Genomic DNA, 19,492 nt, shown 5'->3' on the forward strand with positions numbered 1-19,492 from the left:
CCCCTTTTTCTGGTGCGTCGGGGACGACGCTACATGCCGGTAAGGAGGTTGACCCTGCGCGGCGCCGATTTTGCCGCCGATTGCTGCACGTCGGCAGGGACCGCTGCACCGGCGCCGGACTGAGACCCGGTACAGGTCATCGCGGCGGGGGACGGGGGCCAGAGGACGTTGTAGGAAAACTCACGTTCCACCTCCCCCGTCCTGTCTCGGCCGGGGCGTGTCCGGACGAAGGCGAAAGGGTCGATGGGGATCTGCTCCATGGGGACGGCGCGCAGCCGGGAGGCCGCCTCGTCTATGAGGTGCTGCAGCAGCGGCGGGGACTGGAACTTGTCGCCCACGGCCTGTACTGCGAAGCAGAGCAGGGCCGAGGCGTCGGGCTTCAGCATGCGCTTCGTGTCCTGGCAGATGACGCGGCACCCTTCGGTGCTGTTTTGCAGCGCACCGCAATCCCCGATGCTGAAGATGAAGTCGAAAAAGCGCGAAGGGAGTAATTCGTGAAAACTGCCAATCTCGCCGTCAATGAGCCGCACCCCGTACACCGGTCGCTCGAGAAGGTTCGCGCTCTCGGTTTGCAGCCGGTCCAGATTCCACACCTCGTAATCCGTTGCCAATGCGCGCACCACACCCGAGGTGCGGCTGCCGAACCCCAGTAGCCTCGCTCCTGCGGGGAGGTTGGCCCGGACAAAGGAAAATACCAGCATCTCCTGGTAGGCCTTGATGTCGGACTCGGAGGGGCGGGCGCTCCAGCCCGGTAACCCCGCGATGTGTCTTTCGAAGTACGGAAAATGGAGGCTGCGGGAATAGGCGAAAAAGCCGAAGCTCCTCGCAGTGATCCTGCTCCCGGCGCGGCGGGCAACCTCGGCTACCTGCAGGGTCGGTGGTGCCGGTTCGAGCATCTGTGCCCCTTGGGCCTGAAAAAGCTGCCTCTCCCGGATCACGATCCTTTCGGCCTCCCGGTTGTAGTGCTCCAGGTGCGCCTCCGAGCGCTGCCCCTCGCCGGGGCGGCTGCGGAAACCTCCCAGCGGTGCATGCAGCGTGTGCAGGCGGGCGTAGCGGAAGAAACGGGCCCAGAGGTCCAGGTCGCCGGCCAGGGCGAACTCGGGGTCGAGCCCACCGGCCTTATCCCAGAGGGCGCGGCGCCAGAAGGTTGACTCCTGCTGGATGAAGGGGGCGTTCACCTCTCCGCGCAGATATTTTTCGCGGCACCAGGCCGGCGGCTCGGAGGAGAATCCGGCAGCGTAACCCTCGTTGTCCCAGAGCGTCGGGCTTCCGGTGAGCCATTCCACCTCCGGGCAGCCGCGAAAGGCGTCGCCGACCAGGTGCAGCGCCCCGGGATGGTACTTGTCGTCGGAGTTGATCCATGCCATGACTTCTCCCGTGGCGCGCTCAAATCCCTCGTTCACCGCCCGGTAGTGGCCGCCGTCCGGGCGGCTCTGCCAGTATGAGAGGTGCTTCTCGTACTTCTTGATGATATCGGCCGAGCCGTCGGTGCTGCCGCCGTCCATGACGATGTACTCGAGGTTGGGGTAGCCCTGGCTCAGCACCGAATCGAGGCACTCCTCCAGGTAGTCGCCCTGGTTGTAGGAGGGGGTGACGATGGAGAGGCGCGGCGCTGGAGGGGTCACGATTACGGCAGGGGAGGCGAATTTTTGCAGCGGGTAGCGGAGCAGCGGCGGCGGGATGCTGCGGTGCGGTGCCGGCGGCAGCCCAAGCTGCAGCTCGCGCTCGATCACGCTTTTGCACTCGGCCAGGTATTCGTCGCGGTGCTTGTTGCAGCGTTGTTCCATGCTGTACATCCTGAACCCGCCGGTGAGGGCGTCTACGGAGTACAGGGGGGCCAGGCGGCTCATACGCACCCAGAGTTCGTAGTCCGCAGCGAGCTTCAGGCCGAGGTCGAGCCGCGCCCCGGCTCGGTCCCACAGGCTCCTGCGCCAGTAGGTCCCCTCCTGCATCACCATGAGCGAGTACCTGCGGATCAGCTCCTCGTCGATGAGCTGGTCGTGGCACCAGGTCTGGGTCATGTACTCGAACGGGTGCAGCTTGCCCTCTCCGTCGAAGCCCACCCTCCTGCCGGTTAGGAAGTCGACGTGCGGCAGTTTGTCGAACACGTCCCCGATCACGGTGAGGCCGCCTTTGTGCAGCATGTCGTCTGCGTTGAGCCACCCCATCACGGGTTTGGTGCATCGCTTGAAGCCGGCGTTGAGGGCCTGGTAGTGGCCGCCGTCGGGCGCGCTCTGCCAGTAGGCGAGGTACTTCTCGTACTTCCTTATGATCTCCACGGAGCCGTCGGTGCTGCCGCCGTCCATGATGATGTATTCCAGGTCGGGATAGTTCTGGCTCAGGATCGAATCTATGCACTGTTCCAGGTAGGTGACCTGGTTCAGAGAGGGGGTAATTATGGTGATGCCTTGCATTCATCTCCTCGTGCTGCAGGTGGCGCTGATGCTGCAGGTCTTGGGCCGTTGCCGGCCCTAAAAAAGACTGCAGTTAACATGCCATGTCGCACCAAGTGGGGGGACGGTGGGGGCTGGGCTAAAAATGTTTTAGCGGGACTTGTCGGGGGGCGGCGCTTGCACGACAGAATATGGTCCACGAAGCGCTGCAGGTGGACCGGAGTTCCCCCTTGTGAAAGGGGGACAGGGGGGGGTGAGATTTGCATCGGCCCCGCCGTGCCGGCGGGGCCATTTTGATCCTAGAACACATCCTCCGCTGCACCGTCGAACTGGTCCGCCGTCGGGTCCATGATCTTGCCGCGGGCGTCGGTCCCGGTGAACTTGAAGACCATGTGCGCCGGGTCGATGGTCGCGTTGTTGGTGGAGTTCTGGCTCAGTATGAAGGTGACGGTGGCCGACTGTTTCTCCGGGTCGTAGACCACGCTGGTCGGATTCTGCGGGATGTACGCCTCGGTCGGGAGCACCGGCAGCAGGTTGTTGTAGTAGCCGGCCGCGCCGCCGCTGGCCTTGGTGATGGTCCAGTTGCTGGTGTCCTGCACCGACTTGGCGTCCATGGCGGAGTCGAAATAGAAGGTAAGGCTGAACGCCTTGGACTGGATGTTGGTGCCGGTCGAGTCGACGCCGAGCAGGCTGCCGAGGTCGGTGCCGGCCTCCAGCGCCGGGGTGAAGGTGTCGGTTTCGCCGCCGCCGGCGGTCACGAACTTGGGCTGGGCGATGGTCGCTTTCAACAGTGCGCCCTGCGTCGCGTCGAGCTGGGTCACGGTGGCGAGCTCGGCCTGTGCGTTGGTGGTGTCCCCCAGCGCCGAGTAGGCGACCCCGAGCTCGAAGTGGGCCGCTGTCATCTTGGGACGGAGCTTAACCGCCTGGGTCAGCTGCTTGACCGCCTCGGCGTATTTTCCTTCCTTGTTGTAGGTGGCGCCCAGGCTGTAATAGGGGTTGGGGTCGTTGGGTGCCATCCTGGAGACCTTCTTGAACTGGGTTTCCGCCTCGGCGTAGCGCCCGGTCTGGACGTAGAGCTGGCCCAGGGTGTACGGCGCCACCGTGTCGGTCGGGTTCAGGCGTGCAGCATCCTTGAACTCCTTCTCGGCGAGGTTGTACTTCTTCTGCTGCAGGTAGATGTTCCCCAGGTTCCTGTGTACCGAGTCCTGGGTCGGGTCGAGGGAAAGGGAGCTCTTATAGGTCTTGATGGCCTCGTCGTATTTATTCTGCGCCAGGTAGGCGTTGGCCAGGTAGTTGTACGATTGCGCGTTGGTCGGGTCCAGCGAGATGGCGCGCTTGAACTCGTTGGCCGCGCGGACGTAGTCCTTCTTCTGGAAGAACCCGGCGCCGGTGGACATGGCGCTGGTGGCCGCCTGGGCCTTCATGGAGTCCTGCGAGGTCAAGGTGTCGAACATGTCGCCCAGGTAGTCCCAGGCCGTTTTCTGGGTTGTCATAACATCCTCCGTGCTAGATGCTCATGAGCCGCCTGTCGTATCGGCATCCTGCACCGGAAACTTGAGTGGAAAATCGACTTCCCAACAAAAACGCCCGGTTGCACCTCCTGGCCGACCGGGCGTCGTCGTTGTTGCATGGCAGCCGTGGCCGCCTTACTAGGAATTGGCCGCCTGCTTCAGGGTGTCCAGGCACTCGCGGGCGTCGCGGTTCCAGGGCTCGAGATGAATCACCTTCCCGTAGAAGGTCTCGGCCTCCTGCGGGCGGTCCAGCATCGTGCAGATCTTGCCGAGGCTCATCAGGGTCTCGATATTCTTGGGCTCTTTTTGGAGCTGGTCGAGATAGATGTTGATGGCGCCATCCACGTCGTACCCCTCGACGAAGTAGAAGTCGGCGAGGTTCTTCTGGAAGGTGTTGTTGCCCGGAGCCAGCGCGGCCGCCTTCTCGTAGTTGCGGCGGGCGGTGTCCTTGTCGCCGTTTTGGTAGGCGAGCACGGCGAGGTCGTTGTAGGCCGGCGCGAAATCCGGATACAGCGCCACGATCCCTTGCAACATCTGCTCGGCCCCGGCCAGGTCACCACGGTTCACCAGTTCCTGCGATTTCAGGTAGTGGTCTTCAGCTGTCAAATCGTCCTCCTCCGCGGCGGCTGCCGCCGGTGTTGTGGCTGTCTCCGGTGCCGCCGGCGCGGTCGCTGCCGTCGGTGCGGGCGCTGGGGAAGCGTTTTGCCTCAGTTCGGAGAGCCGCTCGCGCACCGCCATGTTGGCCGGTTCGATCTCCAGCGCCCTTTGCAGGAACGACTCGGCGGCGTCCGGCTGCCCGACCCCCTCGCAGATGATGCCGAGGTTGAGCAGGGTTTCCACGTCGCGCGGTGCCCTCTCGAGCAGTTTCAGGTAGATGTTGATGGCCTCGTCGGTCTGCCCCTTCTCGACGTAGAGGAGATCGGCCAGGTTCTTCAGGTAGACGTCCTCGTCCGGCTCTAGGGCCACCGCCTCGCGGTAGTGCGCCAGGGCCTGGTCGGTGTCCCCCATCTGGTAGCTCACGGCGGCGAGATCGTTGTGGGCCACGGCATGGTCGGGATAGTTGGCCAGGTGCTGCCGCAGTGCTGCCGCCGCCTGCCCCAGGTCGTCGCCGGAGAGTTGCGGGCGCAGGGCCGCGTAGGCGTCTTCGGCGCTCGGCAAGGCAGCCCGCTCCGGCATTGCCATGGGGGACGGCTCGCTCTGCATCGGGGTCGGAACCGGCTGCGCCGCCGCGGCAGGAGCGCTCTGTACCTCCACCGGCTGCGGGGCCTGTTGCGGCGCCGATTGCGGGACGGCGGCGATCAGCTTCAGGCCGGTGAACTCCTCGATGTGCTGCATGCGGAAGCGTTCCACCACCTTGAGCAGGAACTCGCGCAGCCCGTGGTTCGGGAAGCCCTCGGGGAGATAGCCGACGCTGTCGTGCACCTCGCGGCGCCAGAGCGGGTGGGGGGCCACATCGGAGAGCTGCGAGAGCTGCTGTGCCGTGTAGTCGGGCCAGATCACCTTGCCATAGCTGGTGTGGTTGGCGAAATTCTCGTGGGCGATCGCGGTGAAGCAGGTGTCGCCGTAGGCCACCATCGCCGTGGGGTTTTGCTCGAGTGCCGAACTGAGCTGCTCATAAGCGTCGCGTTTGAGGCGGTCGGTGGCGTCGATGACGGTGAAGTACCGCCCCGAAGCTGCCTTGAGCGCCATGTTGACGCCCCTTCCCGCGGCCGCCGCGGTCACCCTGAGTGCCGCCAGGTTGGCGTAGCGTTTCTGCAGGTCCGCCACCACCGCCCACTCGCATTGATCGGACCCTTCGTCGACGACGATGACCTCCATGCGACTGGAGATGGTCTGTTCCATCAGATCGCTCAGGCATTCCCTCAGGTGCGATTCCCGGTTGCGGCTGACAACTATGGCGGAAACGAGCGGTCCATTTTCCACGACGGCGATCGCGCCGCTGGGGCGGGTGACTAACTGGCTCATGTATTTCTCCATTCTTGGCTTGAGATGACGGCTGCGTCGGGCCCGCTTGCCGGTATCGGGCAGGCGGCTGGCCAAACAGCAGTGATAAAGCAACTGCCATGCCAGGGGCTGCTTCCCGTGGGTTGGCCCCGGCTTCGGCGGCAGTGGGGCATCGCCTTCCGGAGTGCCTGTGTCTCCTGTCGTTGCGGTAAGATACTGATATTGATCAGTAAATTACGGCCGTGTCGACGCCGCCTCCCGCCGCCTGCGCCGGAACGGCGGGAGCCAGTCAATTTTTTGAAATCGTCCGTAGAGAAGTTTAGTCAATTTGCCGACAGCCACCCTTTGCGGATTCACTCACGGCATCGTCAGGCGGACCGGGAGGTTGCGCGGGTGGGTCGCGCGGTGGGTATGGCGAGACAGCTGACCTGGCGCGGCGGTTGGGGGAGGGACGGAAGGAAAGGCGCGCCGTTGGTGGGGGGGATGCGGGATCGGGACGGCCGGGGTTAACCGCCGGTGACGATGAGGAAGACGCCGGCCAGCATGATGAGGGTGGAGACGATGCCTCCCTGCTCCTTGAACAGGTAGTGCCCGTAGAGAACGCCGAAAAGGAGGCTCAGTCGCTTCACCGCGATCATGTAGGCGACGTTGGTCATGTTGACCGCGTAGACGTGGGTGAGGGCCTGAAGTGTGTAACAGACGGCGGGGAGGAGTGCGGCGTTGACGGTGCCGTTGCGCAGCGCCGGCCCCAGTTCGCCGCGGGACTTGTACAGGGCGACCGGTGTGAGGACGAGCACCAGCAGCGGCAGGTACACGGCAGCGAAGAAAAGAGGTGACGAGGCGGCGATGGCGCGCTTGCCCAGTGTTGACGTGACGCTGTAGATGGCGGCGACCGCCAGCATGCACAGCGCTCCCTTCTCCCGGGCCAGCGCCTTCAGCGGCGCCAGAATCCCGGTCTCGCCGCGGCCGGTATTGAGCAGGTACCCGCCCAGGGCGATGAGCATGATCCCCGCGCCGCCCGTGGGAGAGATCCGTTCTCCCAGCAGCAGATACGGCACCACCAGGAGCAGCAGCGGGGTGAGCGAGAGCAGCGGCAAGGTGAGTGACAGCGGCGAGAGCTTGAGGGCCTTGGTGTAGAGGATGATGGCGACCGCCTCCAGCGGCAGTCCCGTCATGATGCAGAAGTAGAAGTCGTCGCCAAGCTTCGGGACCGGTATGAACGGGAGCGGGATCAGGAACAGCGGCAGGGTCGGGACGATGCGCAGCCAGGTGACCAGGTATTCGTTTCTCCCCGTGAGCGCGCGCTTGGTGGTGGCATCGCTGGTGGCGAGGAAGAAGGCGGACAAAACGGTGAGCGGGAACCATAGTGGCATCATGGCGCTAATGATAACGGAAAAAGGGCGCCGCGCATCCAATAAGAGCACCTTGCGACCTTTGCGCCTGCTGCGCGTTCTTTGCCTAACTGCGTTTAAACGACACAGCGCGGTTGACTGCACCGAAAACTGCGGCCTAATTAAAGACGTGGGCCTACGCAGTTAACAGTTCGGGAGGGCGTCGTCATGGGCAAGAACATTTTGATCCCGTCGATTGAACAGAGGTTGCGCGGCTTGATGGAGGTGGGGCGGAGGAACCTGCACGAACACGGCTTCTCCGATGTGGAACGGGCCAACCCGACGGTGACCCTCACCCGCGAATTCGGCTGTGAGGGATATCCGGTGGCGGAAAGGCTGCAGGGCATCCTGGAGAAGCGCAGCGGCAAGCCCTGGGTGGTCATGGACCGGGCCCTGCTCGACGCGGTCGCCAAGGATCACAACCTCTCCGAGGGGATCCTGCGTAACCTGGGCACCAAGAACCGTTTCCTCGATGACATGCTTTCCACCTTCTCGCCCCGCTGGAAAAGCGACAAGGACTACTACCGCCTGCTCTGCCGCCAGATCGTGGCGCTGGCCACCGAGGGGAACGTCATCCTCGTGGGGAGGGGCGCCTCCATCCTGACCCAGAACACCGGCAACTGCTACCACTTCCGGATCATCGCCCCCATGACCTTCAAGGTGAAGGCGGTGGCCGCCCGCTGCGGGATCTCCGCGGACCAGGCGCAGGACATGGTGACGGAAAAGCAGCACCAGCGCGATGCCTTCCTCAAGGATTTCCTGGGGCGGGACATCACCGACCCCACCCTGTACCACCTGGTCTTCAACAACGCCCGCCTCTCCGCGACGCGGATCGCGGAACTCATGGCCGAAGTGGTGATGCCGCCGACGCGCGGCTAGCCCAACTTTTCGGCGCACCTTCCGCACAAACCCGTAGGGGCGAATAATCATTCGCCCCCCCTGCGGCTGCACCTCTCTCGCCATCGGCGTGGGTCGATGGGGCATTGGCTGGGCAAATAATTATTTGCTCCTACAGCGGCAGGCTGATCTCTGTCGGTATTCCCGGGCGCCCCCCTATCTTACTGAGACCTTTTGACTTCCACCGCGCCGGAAGTTATCATGGCCCGTTCGGAGAAGGGACAGGCTCCGTCCGGTGCCTGTCCCTCTAGCGGAACGCTTCTTTCTGCTCAGCCGGCTTCCCCAAACATTAAGGGGACAGGCACCTGGCGGAGCCAGTCCCCTCCTTCGGGGAAGTATTTGAATAGAGTCTTCGGGGAGACGCAATGGCTGATTTCGCGGTGAGCGAAGAAAAAAACCGGTGGCTGAAGGCGAAGATGGAGCAACTCGGGGTCGCTGAGAAGGACCTGGAGGAGCGTTTCGTCCATTCCTCGGGCCGCGGCGGCCAACACGTCAACAAAAGCTCCTCCTGCGTCTACCTCAAACACCTCCCCAGCGGGCTGGAAGTCAAGTGCATGGAATCGCGCAGCCAGTCGCTGAACCGGTTCCTGGCCCGCCGCCTGCTGCTGGAGAAGATCGAGGGCGCCGGCGGCGGCATGACCAAGAAAGAGCTGGCGGCGGAAAAGCTGAAAAGACAGAAGGCCCGCAGAAAACGACGCAGCGGCGCCAAGTATGGCACCGATGCTGCAAAGGATGTCGAACAGGGCCCGGAAACGGGGTCTGTAGCGTCAACTACCCGGAATGAGAGCCAATAATTTGACTGGTTGCCGACGCGGAACCCTTTGGGGGGCAGGCGCTCGGGCGCTGTCCGCGGCACAAACGACGGAAAAAATAAAGTTGACAAGGTAACGAGGGGAAGGGTATAAATTCTCAATATCCTCAATAAGACCTTTTGCAGACACCTTTACATACCCCGATTTTTTTCTCATACCGAACCGGTACCGACACCTCAAGAATAAACTCAAGGCTTACTTACTCACAGATCCTTTACACGATAGCGCTCGTCAGGCACGCCTCGCATGTTACCCATGCCGCATCGGTGAAACATTCCCCTATTCCCAGTCAGGCAAATTGCCGCTAGATCTATATTTGCGTCATACCAGGAGAACAGATGAACCTACAGGAACTTAAAGAAAAGAAAATCAACGATCTCACGGCCATTGCCAAGGCGTTGAACATCGAGGGTGCGTCCAGTCTCAGGAAGCAGGACCTGATCTTCGCCATCCTCAACGCCCAGACCGAGAAGAACGGCATGATCTTCGGCGAGGGGGTCCTCGAGACCCTGCCTGACGGGTTCGGCTTCCTGAGGGCGCCGGATTACAACTACCTGCCGGGTCCGGACGACATCTACGTGTCGCCGTCCCAGATCCGCCGCTTCAACCTGCACACCGGCGACACCGTTGCCGGCCAGATCAGGCCGCCCAAGGAAGGGGAGCGCTACTTCGCCCTCCTCAAGGTCGAGACCGTCAACCACGAGTCTCCCGAGGTCGCCCGCGACAAGATCCTCTTCGACAACCTGACCCCGCTCTACCCGGAAGAGAAGCTGGTCCTCGAGACCACGCCGGACAACATGTCCAGCCGCGTCATGGAACTGGTCGCGCCGATCGGTAAAGGGCAGAGGGGCCTCATCGTCGCTCCGCCGCGCACCGGCAAGACCATGCTGATCCAGAACATCGCCAACTCCATCGCGCTGAACCACCCCGAGGTGTTCCTGATCGTCCTTCTCATCGACGAGCGCCCGGAAGAGGTTACCGACATGCAGCGCTCCGTGAAGGGCGAGGTCATTTCCTCCACCTTCGACGAGCCGGCTTCCCGTCACATCCAGGTGGCCGAGATGGTCATCGAGAAGGCCAAGCGCCTGGTCGAGCACAAGCGCGACGTCGTCATCCTGCTCGACTCCATCACCCGTCTGGCCCGCGCCTACAACACCGTGATCCCGCCGTCGGGCAAGATCCTCTCCGGTGGTGTCGACTCCAACGCCCTGCACAAGCCCAAGCGCTTCTTCGGCGCCGCGCGTAACATCGAGGAGGGTGGCTCGCTCACCATCATCGCCACCGCCCTGGTCGATACCGGCTCCAAGATGGACGAGGTCATCTTTGAAGAGTTCAAGGGCACCGGCAACATGGAGCTCCACCTCGATCGCAAGCTGGTCGAGAAGAGGACCTTCCCCGCCATCGACATCAACAAGTCCGGCACCAGGAAGGAAGAACTGCTCATCCCGCAGGCCTCTTTGAACCGCATCTGGATCCTCCGGAAGGTGCTCCACCCGATGAACGTGGTGGACTCCATGGAGTTCCTGATCTCCAAGCTGCAGGGGACCAAGAGCAACCAGGACTTCCTCGATTCCATGAGCAAGTAAAAAAGTGTTGAAATCTTGCAGTGAAGGTGCTATTTATGGCTACTTTCCGGCAAGAACATCAAAGTTAGATAACGGGGTGCGCCCCGCCAGGAGGAAGATATGAAAGAAGGGATCCACCCCAAGTACGAAGAAATTACCGTAAAGTGCCTGTGCGGTAACCAGTTCCAGACCCGTTCCACCAAAGCGGAGATCTCCACCGAGATCTGCTCGCAGTGCCACCCGTTCTACACCGGTAAGCAGAAGCTGATCGACACCGCAGGCCGCGTCGAGCGCTTCCGCAAGAGATACAACCTGGAGAAGTAGGCTTTCGCGGTTGCGAATCCGTTCGGAGGGGATTTTGTCTATGGCGAAATCCCCTTGTTTCGTTTTCTATGGCCTCGATTGCAAAACAATGCAGCATGTGAAGGATCTTCATGAAGGTTGCCCTTCTGCAGCACACCCCCGATCCCGAGTTGACCATCGCACTTGCGGCCCGGCTCTGCTATTCGTCGGCCGACATCGAGGCGCTCAAGGACAAGCTCTCCGGCGCTGACGTCAAAAAATTCCTGGACAAGATCATGTCGCTTGGGCACCAGTCGGTGCTGGAGCACGCATCGTTCACCTTCGGCGTGGACGGGATCTCGCGCGTCACCAGCCACCAGCTGGTGCGGCACCGGGTCGCCTCCTTTTCCCAGCAGTCCCAGCGCTACGTTTCCCACAAGGAGCGTTTCGCGGTGGTGACGCCGCAATCGATCGCGGACAATCCCAAGCACCTGGAACTCTTCGAGGCCCAGGTCGCCTCGCTGCACGCGGCCTATGCCGCCCTGGTCGAGGCGGGTGTCCCGGCCGAGGATGCGCGCTACCTGCTTCCCAACGCCACCGAGACCAAGATCATCATCACCATGAACGCCCGGGAGCTGTTGCACTTCTTCGCCGTGCGCTGCTGCGAGCGGGCCCAGTGGGAGATCCGTGCCATGGCCATCGAGATGCTCCGTCTGGTGAAGCCGGTCGCGCCGACCGTATTCGACAAGGCCGGTCCCGGCTGCCTTGGCGGTCCCTGCCCCGAAGGTGCCATGTGCTGCGGCAAGATGGCGCAGGTTCGGGAGTACTTCCGGGAGATGTAAAACATCCCCCTCCCTGTCCCTCCCCCTCCGGGGGCGGGAACGCTAGCTCACCTCCCTCTGAGGTTTGAGACGCACGGCTCACGTTCCAGCGAGGCAGGTTGTCCATGCTCCCCCGGGGGCGGCGTCCATGCTCCTCCCCCTGGAGGGGGGAGGTCGGGAGGGGGGAAGGCTTTTTGACCCTGAAGGTTTTTTGCCCCTCAACACACGAGGTAACAAGTGTCAAAGATAAACATAGGCGGACAGGCGGTTCTGGAAGGCGTCATGATGCGGGCCCCGCGCTCGATGGCCATCGCGGTGAGAAGGCCCGACGGCGAGATCTCGGTCAAGAGCGAGACGGTGATCCCGCTTTCCGAGCGTTTCCCCATCACCAAGCTCCCCATAGTCCGGGGGGCGGTGGCGCTCTTTTCCTCGCTCATCATCGGCATCAAGGCGCTCAACTTTTCAGCCAACGAAGCGCTCGCCGAAGGTGAGGAAAAAGAAGAGATCAACGACTGGGCCATTGCCGGGACCATGGCCGTGGCGTTCGGCTTCGGCATCCTGCTCTTTTTCATCCTGCCGCTCTACCTGACCAAGCTGCTGATCCCGATCATCGGCGACTCCAACATCGTCTTCAACCTTGTCGACGGCGTCATCCGGGTCGCCGTGTTCCTGATCTACATCATCGGCATCTCGCGCATGAAGGACATCCAGCGGGTGTTCCAGTACCACGGCGCGGAGCACAAATCGATCTTCACCTTCGAGGCGGGCGAGGAGCTCACCGTTGACAACGTCAGGAAGTACAGCTGCCTGCACCCGCGTTGCGGCACCAGCTTCCTGTTGATCGTCATGCTGGTGAGCATCGTGGTGTTCTCCCTGATCCCGAAGCTGTGGCCGTTTTACTTCAAGGCCGGCTCAAGGATCATCCTGTTGCCGATGATCGCCGGTCTTTCCTACGAAGTCCTCAAGTGGACCGCGAAGCACGACAACCACGCCCTGGTGAAGATGGTGATCGCCCCCGGCCTCGCACTGCAGCGGCTCACCACCCGCGAGCCGGACGACAGCCAGCTTGAAGTTGCCATCAAGTCCATGCAGGTCGCCCTCGAACTGAACGACGGCTTCAAGGACGACCGGCTGGTGGTTTAACTAAAACACGTTCAACGTTCAACGTTCTACGTTCTATGTTAGAAGCAACCACCTGCGGGTGTGCCTTTAACGTTGAACGTTGAACGTTGAACGTTGAACCTCTTTTGAGGTGTTTTGATGTCCATGTTCGATAAAATAGCAGATCTTGAAACCCGTTTCGGCGAGCTCGAATCGCTCCTTTCCGATCCGGAGGTGCTGGCGAACCAGGTCGAGTTCCGGAAGCTCTCCAAGGAGCACGCCGGTCTCACCGAGCTGATCGCCGCCTACCGCGAGTATAAGAAGGTGCTCTCCGACATCGAGGGGAACAAGGAACTCCTGAAGGAGCCGGACCAGGAGATGCGCGAGATGGCCCAGGCCGAGCTGGAGACCCTGGAGGAGCGCCGCGAGCAGCTGGAAAGCGAGATCCAAGTGCTCCTGCTCCCCAAGGACCCCAACGACGACAAGAGTGTCGTCCTCGAGATCCGCGCCGGTACCGGCGGCGACGAGTCGGCCCTCTTCGCGGGCGACCTGTTCCGCATGTACAGCCGCTTTGCCGAGACCAACCGCTGGAAGGTCGAGGTGATCTCCGCCTCCGAGTCCGAGCGTGGGGGCTTCAAAGAGGTCATCGCGCTGGTCGAAGGTGACGGCGTCTTCGCCAAACTCAAGTACGAGTCCGGCACCCACCGCGTGCAGCGCGTGCCCGAGACCGAGGCGCAGGGACGCATCCACACCTCCGCCTGCACCGTCGCCGTCATGCCCGAGGCCGAGGATATCGACATCGACATCAATCCGGCCGACCTGAAGATCGACGTGTACCGCTCCTCCGGCGCAGGTGGCCAGCACGTCAACACCACCGACTCCGCGGTCAGGATCACCCATATTCCGACCGGCACCGTCGTCGCCTGCCAGGAAGAGCGCAGCCAGATCAAGAACCGCGCAAAAGCGATGAAGGTTCTGAAGTCCAGGATCCTGGACAACATCGTCATGGAGCAGAACGCGAAGATGGCCGCCGACAGGAAGAGCCAGGTAGGTAGCGGTGACCGCAGCGAGCGCATCAGGACCTACAACTTCCCGCAGGGACGCATGACCGACCATCGCATCGGGCTCACCCTGTACCGCCTCGACTCCATCATGGCCGGCGACATCGCCGAGATCGCGGACTCCCTGCGTGCCCACTACCAGATGGAAGCCCTGCAGGCCCAAAGCGAAGGTATGTAACAGACGCCGCCCCCAGGTCGATCAGGTCCACCCGGCTCACCGGGTTCACTGGGGCCGCAACATCCAAGTAGGTTGCCATGACCACCACCCCCGAAAAATGGGATGTCCTCAAAGTCCTCAATTGGACCAAAGGCTACCTTGCCGAGAAAGGCGTGGAAAACCCGCGTCTCGAGGCGGAGTGGATGCTGTGCGAGGCGCTCTCCCTGGACCGGGTCGGGCTCTACCTCAATTTCGACAAGCCCCTTTCCGACGCCGAGCTGGCCGCCTACCGCACCATGGTGGCGCGGCGGGGCAAGCGCGAGCCGCTGCAGTACATCCTGGGGACCCAGGAGTTCATGGGGCACGAGTTCCACGTCACCCCCGCAGTGCTCATCCCGCGCCACGACACCGAGGTGCTGGTGACCGAGGCGATCAAGCGCGCCACTGCCGCGAAGAGCATCCTCGATATCGGCACCGGTAGCGGCTGCGTAGCCATATCCCTTGCCAAAGAACTGCCGCAGGCCGAGGTCTGCAGCGTCGACGTTTCCGCGGAAGCCCTCGAGGTGGCGCGCGGCAACGCCGAGCGCAATGGGGCCAGCGTGCAATTTTTCCAGGGATCCCTGTTCGAACCGTTTGCGGGACGACGCTTCGACATGGTAGTATCCAACCCGCCCTACATTCCCAATTCCGAACTGGCGACATTGCAGGCCGAAGTGCGCGGCTTCGAACCGATGGGCGCGCTCGACGGCGGGGCCGACGGCCTCGACTTCTACCGGCGCATCGTGAACGACGCGCCCGGCTATCTGAACCCCGGCGGCTGGCTCATCTTCGAAGTCGGCGCCGGACAGGCTCCCCAGGTGCTGGGGCTTTTAAAGGCCGGCGGCTTCGCCGACGAGACCTTCACCCAGACCGATCCCGCGGGCATCGAACGCGTAGTCGGCGGTCGGCTGTAGGGGACTGGCTCCGAGGGGACTGGCTCCGCCAGGTGCCTGTCCCCCTTATGCGTCCCCTTAGGGCGCTGACACATTTCCATCCGCCCCTCGGGGCGCTGAACAAAAGAAAAGAGAACAGAGGTAACAGTGGAAAAACTGGTAATCAAAGGTGGCAACAAACTCTCCGGAGAAGTGACCGTTAGCGGGTCGAAGAACGCTGCCCTCCCCATATTCATCTCGACCATCCTGGCACCTGGGTGCCACACCATCAGCAACGTCCCTTTCCTGCGCGACATCAACACCACCATCAAGGTGCTGGAGAAACTGGGCGCCCATGTCGACGGTCGTGGCAACGTGGTGAAGATCGACACCACCGACCTTAACAGCTGGGAAGCGACCTACGACCTGGTGCGCACCATGCGCGCCTCCGTCTTGGTCCTCGGACCACTCCTCGCCCGTTTCGGCCAGGCCCGCGTTTCCCTTCCCGGCGGCTGCGCCATCGGCGCACGCCCCATCAACCTGCACCTGAAGGGCCTTGCCGCACTGGGGGCCGAGATCACCCTGGAGCACGGCTACGTCGAGGCGAAGGCCAAGAAGCTCAAGGGCGCGCGCATCAACTTCGACATCTCCACCGTCGGCGGGACCGAGCAGCTTTTGATGGCCGCCGCCACCGCGCAGGGCGAGACCATTCTCGAGAACGCCGCCCGCGAACCGGAGATCGTAGACCTTGCCGACATCCTCACCAAGATGGGCGCCAACATCGAAGGCGCAGGCACCGACACCATCAGGATCAAAGGCGTTGAGCAGTTGACCGCCGCCGAGCACGCCGTCATGCCGGACCGCATCGAGGCCGGCACTTTCATGATCGCCTCCGCCATCACCGGCGGCGACGTCAAGATCAAGAACATGCGTCTTGAGCACCTGGACGCGCTGACCTTCAAACTGCAGGACGCAGGCGTGGAGATCATCAACAAGGACAACGTCGTTCGCGTCAAGGGTCCCAAGAAGATCCGCAACGTGAACATCAAGACCCGTCCCTACCCGGGCTTCCCGACCGACATGCAGGCGCAGTTCATGGCCCTCATGTGCATCGCCGAAGGCGCCAGCGTGATCTCCGAGAACATCTTCGAGAACCGTTTCATGCATGTCTCCGAGCTGCTGCGTTTCGGTGCCGACATCATCTGCGAAGGGAACAGCGCCACCGTGAAGGGCGTCAAGAAGCTCTCCGGCGCGCCGGTCATGGCGACCGACCTCAGGGCCTCCGCGTCGCTGATCCTCGCCGCCCTCGCTGCCGACAACACCAGCGAGATCTCCAGGATCTACCACCTGGACCGCGGTTACGAAAACATCGAGAAGAAGCTCGCCGGTCTTGGTGCCGACATCGTCCGCGTCCCGGACGTCGACGCGCCTTAAGACTGATACAGGTTGATCCCCTCTCCGCTGATGAGAGGAAAACAGTGCAGGCGTCCCCTCCCCCGGAGGGGGAGGGCTAGGGAGGGGGCACCACAAGCTTCCTCCCTCCCATCCTCCCCCCCTCCGGGGGGAGGTGCGCATCGTTAATCACTGAATGCCATGCTCCACTGGAGTTTTTAAATGACCGACTACGTCACCATTGCCATCCCCAAAGGCCGCATCCTGCAGGACTCCGTCGCCCTGTTCAAGAAGATCGGCATCGACTGTGAAGAGCTCCTCTCCGACACCCGCAAGCTGGTCTTCGAGAACCATGAGCAGAAGATGCGCTACATGATCGTGCGCGCCACCGACGTCCCCACCTACGTGGAATACGGCTGCGCTGACCTCGGCATCGTCGGCAAGGACACCCTGATGGAGGCGGAGAAGGATCTGTACGAGCCGCTGGACCTGAAGTTCGGCTACTGCCGCCTCATGGTCGCCGAGCCGGTCGAGCTCTCCACCAAGGACGATCCCGCGGCCTGGAACAACATCCGTATCGCCACCAAGTACCCCAACGTCACCGAAAAGTATTTCGCGGCCAAGGGAATACAGGTTGAGCTGATCAAGCTCTACGGCTCCATCGAGCTGGCTCCGCTGGTCGGTCTTTCCGAGCGCATCGTCGACCTCGTTTCCACCGGCGAGACGCTGAAGCAGAATGGCCTGGCAGAGATTGAAACCATTGCCGAGATAACCTGCCGCCTCATCGTCAACCGCGCGAGCCTCAAGACCAAGCACGAGCGCATCTCCAAGATCATCGAGGGGCTCGAGCAGCATATTTAGGTAGCGGGAAGGGACAGGCTCCGCCAGGTGCCTGTCCCTCTAGCGGAACGCTCCATTCCGCTGCAGCCATCTTACCCAACTCAACAGCTTCCCCCTTTCGCAAAGGGGGATTGAGGGGGATTTAACACTCTTGCAGCCCAGGATGCTATGGATACCTGGGCTAAATCCCCCCGGGCCCCCCTTCGCAAAGGGGGGTAAAGGCGAGACAACACAAAATTAATGCCATGATTCGCGAGGTCTAAAGATGCAGTTCCTCGACATTAGGGAAGCAGATTTTCAGGCGAAGTTCGATGCCATCGTAGAGCGCGGCGAGGAGTCGGGGCGCGAGGTAGAAGAGGTGGTGCTGGGCATCATCTCCGACGTGCGCAAGCGTGGCGACGAGGCGCTCATCGAGTACACCCGCCGTTTCGACCGACTGGAGTGCGACGCCGCCGGTCTCGAAATCACCGAGGCGGAATTCGCCAAGGCTTTCGCCCAGGTAGACGAGAAGGACCTCGCGGCACTGAAGCTCGCCGTCGAGCGTGTCGCCCGCTACCACGAGAAGCAGAAGCAGCAGACCTGGCTTTCCACCGAGGAGAGCGACATCATGCTGGGCCAGAAGGTGACCCCGCTCGCCAAGGTCGGCATCTACGTCCCCGGCGGCAAGGCCTGCTATCCCTCCAGCGTCATCATGAACGCTGTCCCTGCCAAGGTCGCCGGCGTGGGCGAAATCATCATGGTCGTCCCCACTCCGGGCGGCGAGACCAACGCCCATGTCCTGGTTGCCGCCAAACTCTCCGGCGTCGATCGCGTCTTCCGCATCGGCGGCGCGCAGGCCGTCGCGGCGCTTGCCTACGGCACCGCAACCGTCCCCAGGGTCGACAAGATCACCGGCCCGGGCAACATCTACGTCGCCACTGCCAAGAAGCTGGTCTTCGGCCAGGTCGGCATCGACATGATCGCCGGCCCCAGCGAGATCCTGGTCATCAACGACGGCAGCGGCAACCCCACTCACATTGCCGCGGACCTTCTCTCCCAGGCCGAGCACGACGAGCTTGCCTCCTCCGTGCTGATCACCACCGACCGCAGTTTCGGCGAGAAGGTGGCGGCCGAGGTGGAGCGCCAGTTGAAGGAACTCTCCCGCGAGGCCATCGCCCGCAAGTCTTGGGAGTCCTTCGGTGTCATCATCGTGGCCGGCAACCTGGAAGAGGCCATCGCCTTCTCCAATCGCATCGCGCCGGAGCACCTGGAGCTCGCCGTGGAGAATCCCTTCGAGATCATGCCGCTCATCACCAATGCCGGCGCGATCTTCATGGGACACTACACCCCCGAGGCCTCCGGCGACTACCTGGCCGGTCCCAACCACACGCTTCCCACCGGCGGCACTGCCCGTTTCTTCTCGCCGCTGTCCGTGGATGACTTCGTCAAGAAAAGCTCCCTCATCTATTTCACCAAGGGCGGTCTGCAGCGCGTCGGCAAGGACATCGTCCGCATCGCAACGCTGGAGGGGCTCGAGGCCCACGGCAAGTCGGTCAGCTTCAGGCTCGACAGCTAGTAAGGCAAAAGCAGTTACGCAAAGAACGGTAAGTATCCGCGAAGGGCGCGAAGGAAGGCAGGAGGGATTATGATCCCGTACGCCTTGCGCGTCTGCCTGCTTTACATGTGACATTTCTATTCAAGGAGGCGGCATGGCCAGGTCGGCAAACATCGAACGCATCACCAAGGAGACGCAGATCAAGCTCTCCCTCGAAATCGACGGTAAAGGGGAGGCGCAGATCTGCACCTCGGTTCCTTTCCTGGACCACATGCTGGACCTCTTCGCCAGGCACGGCCTCTTCAACCTCAAGGTCGAGGCACACGGCGACATCGACATCGACTTCCACCACACCGTCGAGGATATCGGCATCGTGCTCGGGACCGCGTTCAAGGAAGCGCTGGGCGACAAGTGCGGCATCCGCCGCTACGGCCAGGCCACCGTGCCGATGGACGAGACCCTTGCCAGCGTCGCCACCGACCTCTCCGGTCGTCCCTACCTGGTCTACAACGTCAATTTACCCAAGGTGAAGATCGGAGATTTCGACGTCGAGCTGGTGCGTGAGTTCTTCCAGGGCTTCGTGAACCACTGCGGCGCCAACCTCCACATCAACGTCATGTACGGCGACAACGTGCACCATATCCTGGAAGCCTGCTTCAAGGCCGCCGCCCGCGCACTGGACATGGCGACGCAAATGGATTCCCGCATCGAAGGGGTCATGTCCACCAAGGGGAAACTGTAAAATCTGCCCTCACCCCGAGCCTCTCCCGGAGGGCGAGGGGGAGTGGACCACGTTGACGGCCTTCTTTTTAGAGTTGGGCTGTCCATCCCTTCCCCCACCGGGGGAAGGTGCCCTGAAGGGGCGGATGAGGGCGTTGGC

At 62.3% G+C, this 19,492-nt stretch carries 16 protein-coding genes; 12 read left to right on the forward strand and 4 right to left on the reverse strand.

Annotation, left to right across the window (positions count from 1 at the left end):
* Positions 1-29 precede the first annotated feature (29 nt).
* The 4 genes from KP004_RS00190 to KP004_RS00205 form a co-directional block, all read right to left on the reverse strand.
* Positions 30-2,414: a glycosyltransferase family 2 protein gene (locus KP004_RS00190; RefSeq protein WP_216800403.1), complete on the reverse strand. Its 2,385-nt coding sequence runs from the start codon at positions 2,412-2,414 to the stop codon at positions 30-32.
* A 278-nt stretch (positions 2,415-2,692) separates the two neighbouring features.
* Entirely contained in the window at positions 2,693-3,886 is a 1,194-nt protein-coding gene (locus tag KP004_RS00195; RefSeq protein WP_216800404.1) for a tetratricopeptide repeat protein, read from the reverse strand.
* Positions 3,887-4,042: 156 nt separating this feature from the next.
* The gene (locus tag KP004_RS00200; RefSeq protein ID WP_216800405.1) at positions 4,043-5,869 is read right to left on the reverse strand and encodes a tetratricopeptide repeat protein; all 1,827 of its coding nucleotides are present in this window, start codon (positions 5,867-5,869) and stop codon (positions 4,043-4,045) included.
* A 485-nt stretch (positions 5,870-6,354) separates the two neighbouring features.
* Complete coding sequence (locus KP004_RS00205; RefSeq protein WP_239026887.1) at positions 6,355-7,224, reverse strand: EamA family transporter; 870 nt, start codon at positions 7,222-7,224, stop codon at positions 6,355-6,357.
* A 183-nt stretch (positions 7,225-7,407) separates the two neighbouring features.
* On the opposite strand from KP004_RS00205, the gene KP004_RS00210 reads away from it, so the two are divergent.
* The 12 genes from KP004_RS00210 to hisB all read left to right on the forward strand — a co-directional run bounded on the left by KP004_RS00210 (position 7,408) and on the right by hisB (position 19,354).
* Positions 7,408-8,118: a cytidylate kinase-like family protein gene (locus KP004_RS00210; RefSeq protein ID WP_216800406.1), complete on the forward strand. Its 711-nt coding sequence runs from the start codon at positions 7,408-7,410 to the stop codon at positions 8,116-8,118.
* A 383-nt stretch (positions 8,119-8,501) separates the two neighbouring features.
* Positions 8,502-8,930, forward strand: coding sequence for a peptide chain release factor family protein (locus KP004_RS00215; protein ID WP_216800407.1), 429 nt, complete (start codon positions 8,502-8,504; stop codon positions 8,928-8,930).
* 356 nt (positions 8,931-9,286) lie between these two features.
* Positions 9,287-10,534 carry a transcription termination factor Rho gene (rho, locus tag KP004_RS00220; protein ID WP_183349279.1) on the forward strand — a complete coding sequence of 416 codons (1,248 nt, stop codon included), beginning with the start codon at positions 9,287-9,289 and terminating at the stop codon, positions 10,532-10,534.
* A gap of 99 nt (positions 10,535-10,633) precedes the next feature.
* A complete protein-coding gene (rpmE, locus tag KP004_RS00225) occupies positions 10,634-10,837 on the forward strand; it encodes a 50S ribosomal protein L31 (protein WP_183349277.1) in 204 nt (67 codons plus the stop codon).
* A 110-nt stretch (positions 10,838-10,947) separates the two neighbouring features.
* Positions 10,948-11,637: an FAD-dependent thymidylate synthase gene (thyX, locus tag KP004_RS00230; protein WP_183349275.1), complete on the forward strand. Its 690-nt coding sequence runs from the start codon at positions 10,948-10,950 to the stop codon at positions 11,635-11,637.
* A gap of 216 nt (positions 11,638-11,853) precedes the next feature.
* Positions 11,854-12,759, forward strand: a complete 906-nt coding sequence (locus KP004_RS00235; RefSeq protein WP_216800408.1) for a DUF1385 domain-containing protein — start codon at positions 11,854-11,856, stop codon at positions 12,757-12,759.
* A 123-nt stretch (positions 12,760-12,882) separates the two neighbouring features.
* The gene (prfA, locus tag KP004_RS00240) at positions 12,883-13,956 is read left to right on the forward strand and encodes a peptide chain release factor 1 (protein ID WP_199391177.1); all 1,074 of its coding nucleotides are present in this window, start codon (positions 12,883-12,885) and stop codon (positions 13,954-13,956) included.
* Positions 13,957-14,033: 77 nt separating this feature from the next.
* A complete protein-coding gene (gene prmC / locus KP004_RS00245; RefSeq protein ID WP_216800409.1) occupies positions 14,034-14,888 on the forward strand; it encodes a peptide chain release factor N(5)-glutamine methyltransferase in 855 nt (284 codons plus the stop codon).
* 126 nt (positions 14,889-15,014) lie between these two features.
* Positions 15,015-16,280 carry a UDP-N-acetylglucosamine 1-carboxyvinyltransferase gene (murA, locus tag KP004_RS00250; RefSeq protein WP_216800410.1) on the forward strand — a complete coding sequence of 422 codons (1,266 nt, stop codon included), beginning with the start codon at positions 15,015-15,017 and terminating at the stop codon, positions 16,278-16,280.
* Between the two features lie 180 nt (positions 16,281-16,460).
* The gene (hisG, locus tag KP004_RS00255; RefSeq protein ID WP_199391165.1) at positions 16,461-17,099 is read left to right on the forward strand and encodes an ATP phosphoribosyltransferase; all 639 of its coding nucleotides are present in this window, start codon (positions 16,461-16,463) and stop codon (positions 17,097-17,099) included.
* 244 nt (positions 17,100-17,343) lie between these two features.
* Positions 17,344-18,633, forward strand: a complete 1,290-nt coding sequence (gene hisD, locus KP004_RS00260) for a histidinol dehydrogenase (protein WP_216800411.1) — start codon at positions 17,344-17,346, stop codon at positions 18,631-18,633.
* Between the two features lie 133 nt (positions 18,634-18,766).
* Positions 18,767-19,354: an imidazoleglycerol-phosphate dehydratase HisB gene (hisB, locus tag KP004_RS00265; RefSeq protein ID WP_216800412.1), complete on the forward strand. Its 588-nt coding sequence runs from the start codon at positions 18,767-18,769 to the stop codon at positions 19,352-19,354.
* Positions 19,355-19,492: the final 138 nt, after the last annotated feature.

The organism is Geomonas oryzisoli, assembly GCF_018986915.1.
Lineage (GTDB): Bacteria > Desulfobacterota > Desulfuromonadia > Geobacterales > Geobacteraceae > Geomonas > Geomonas oryzisoli.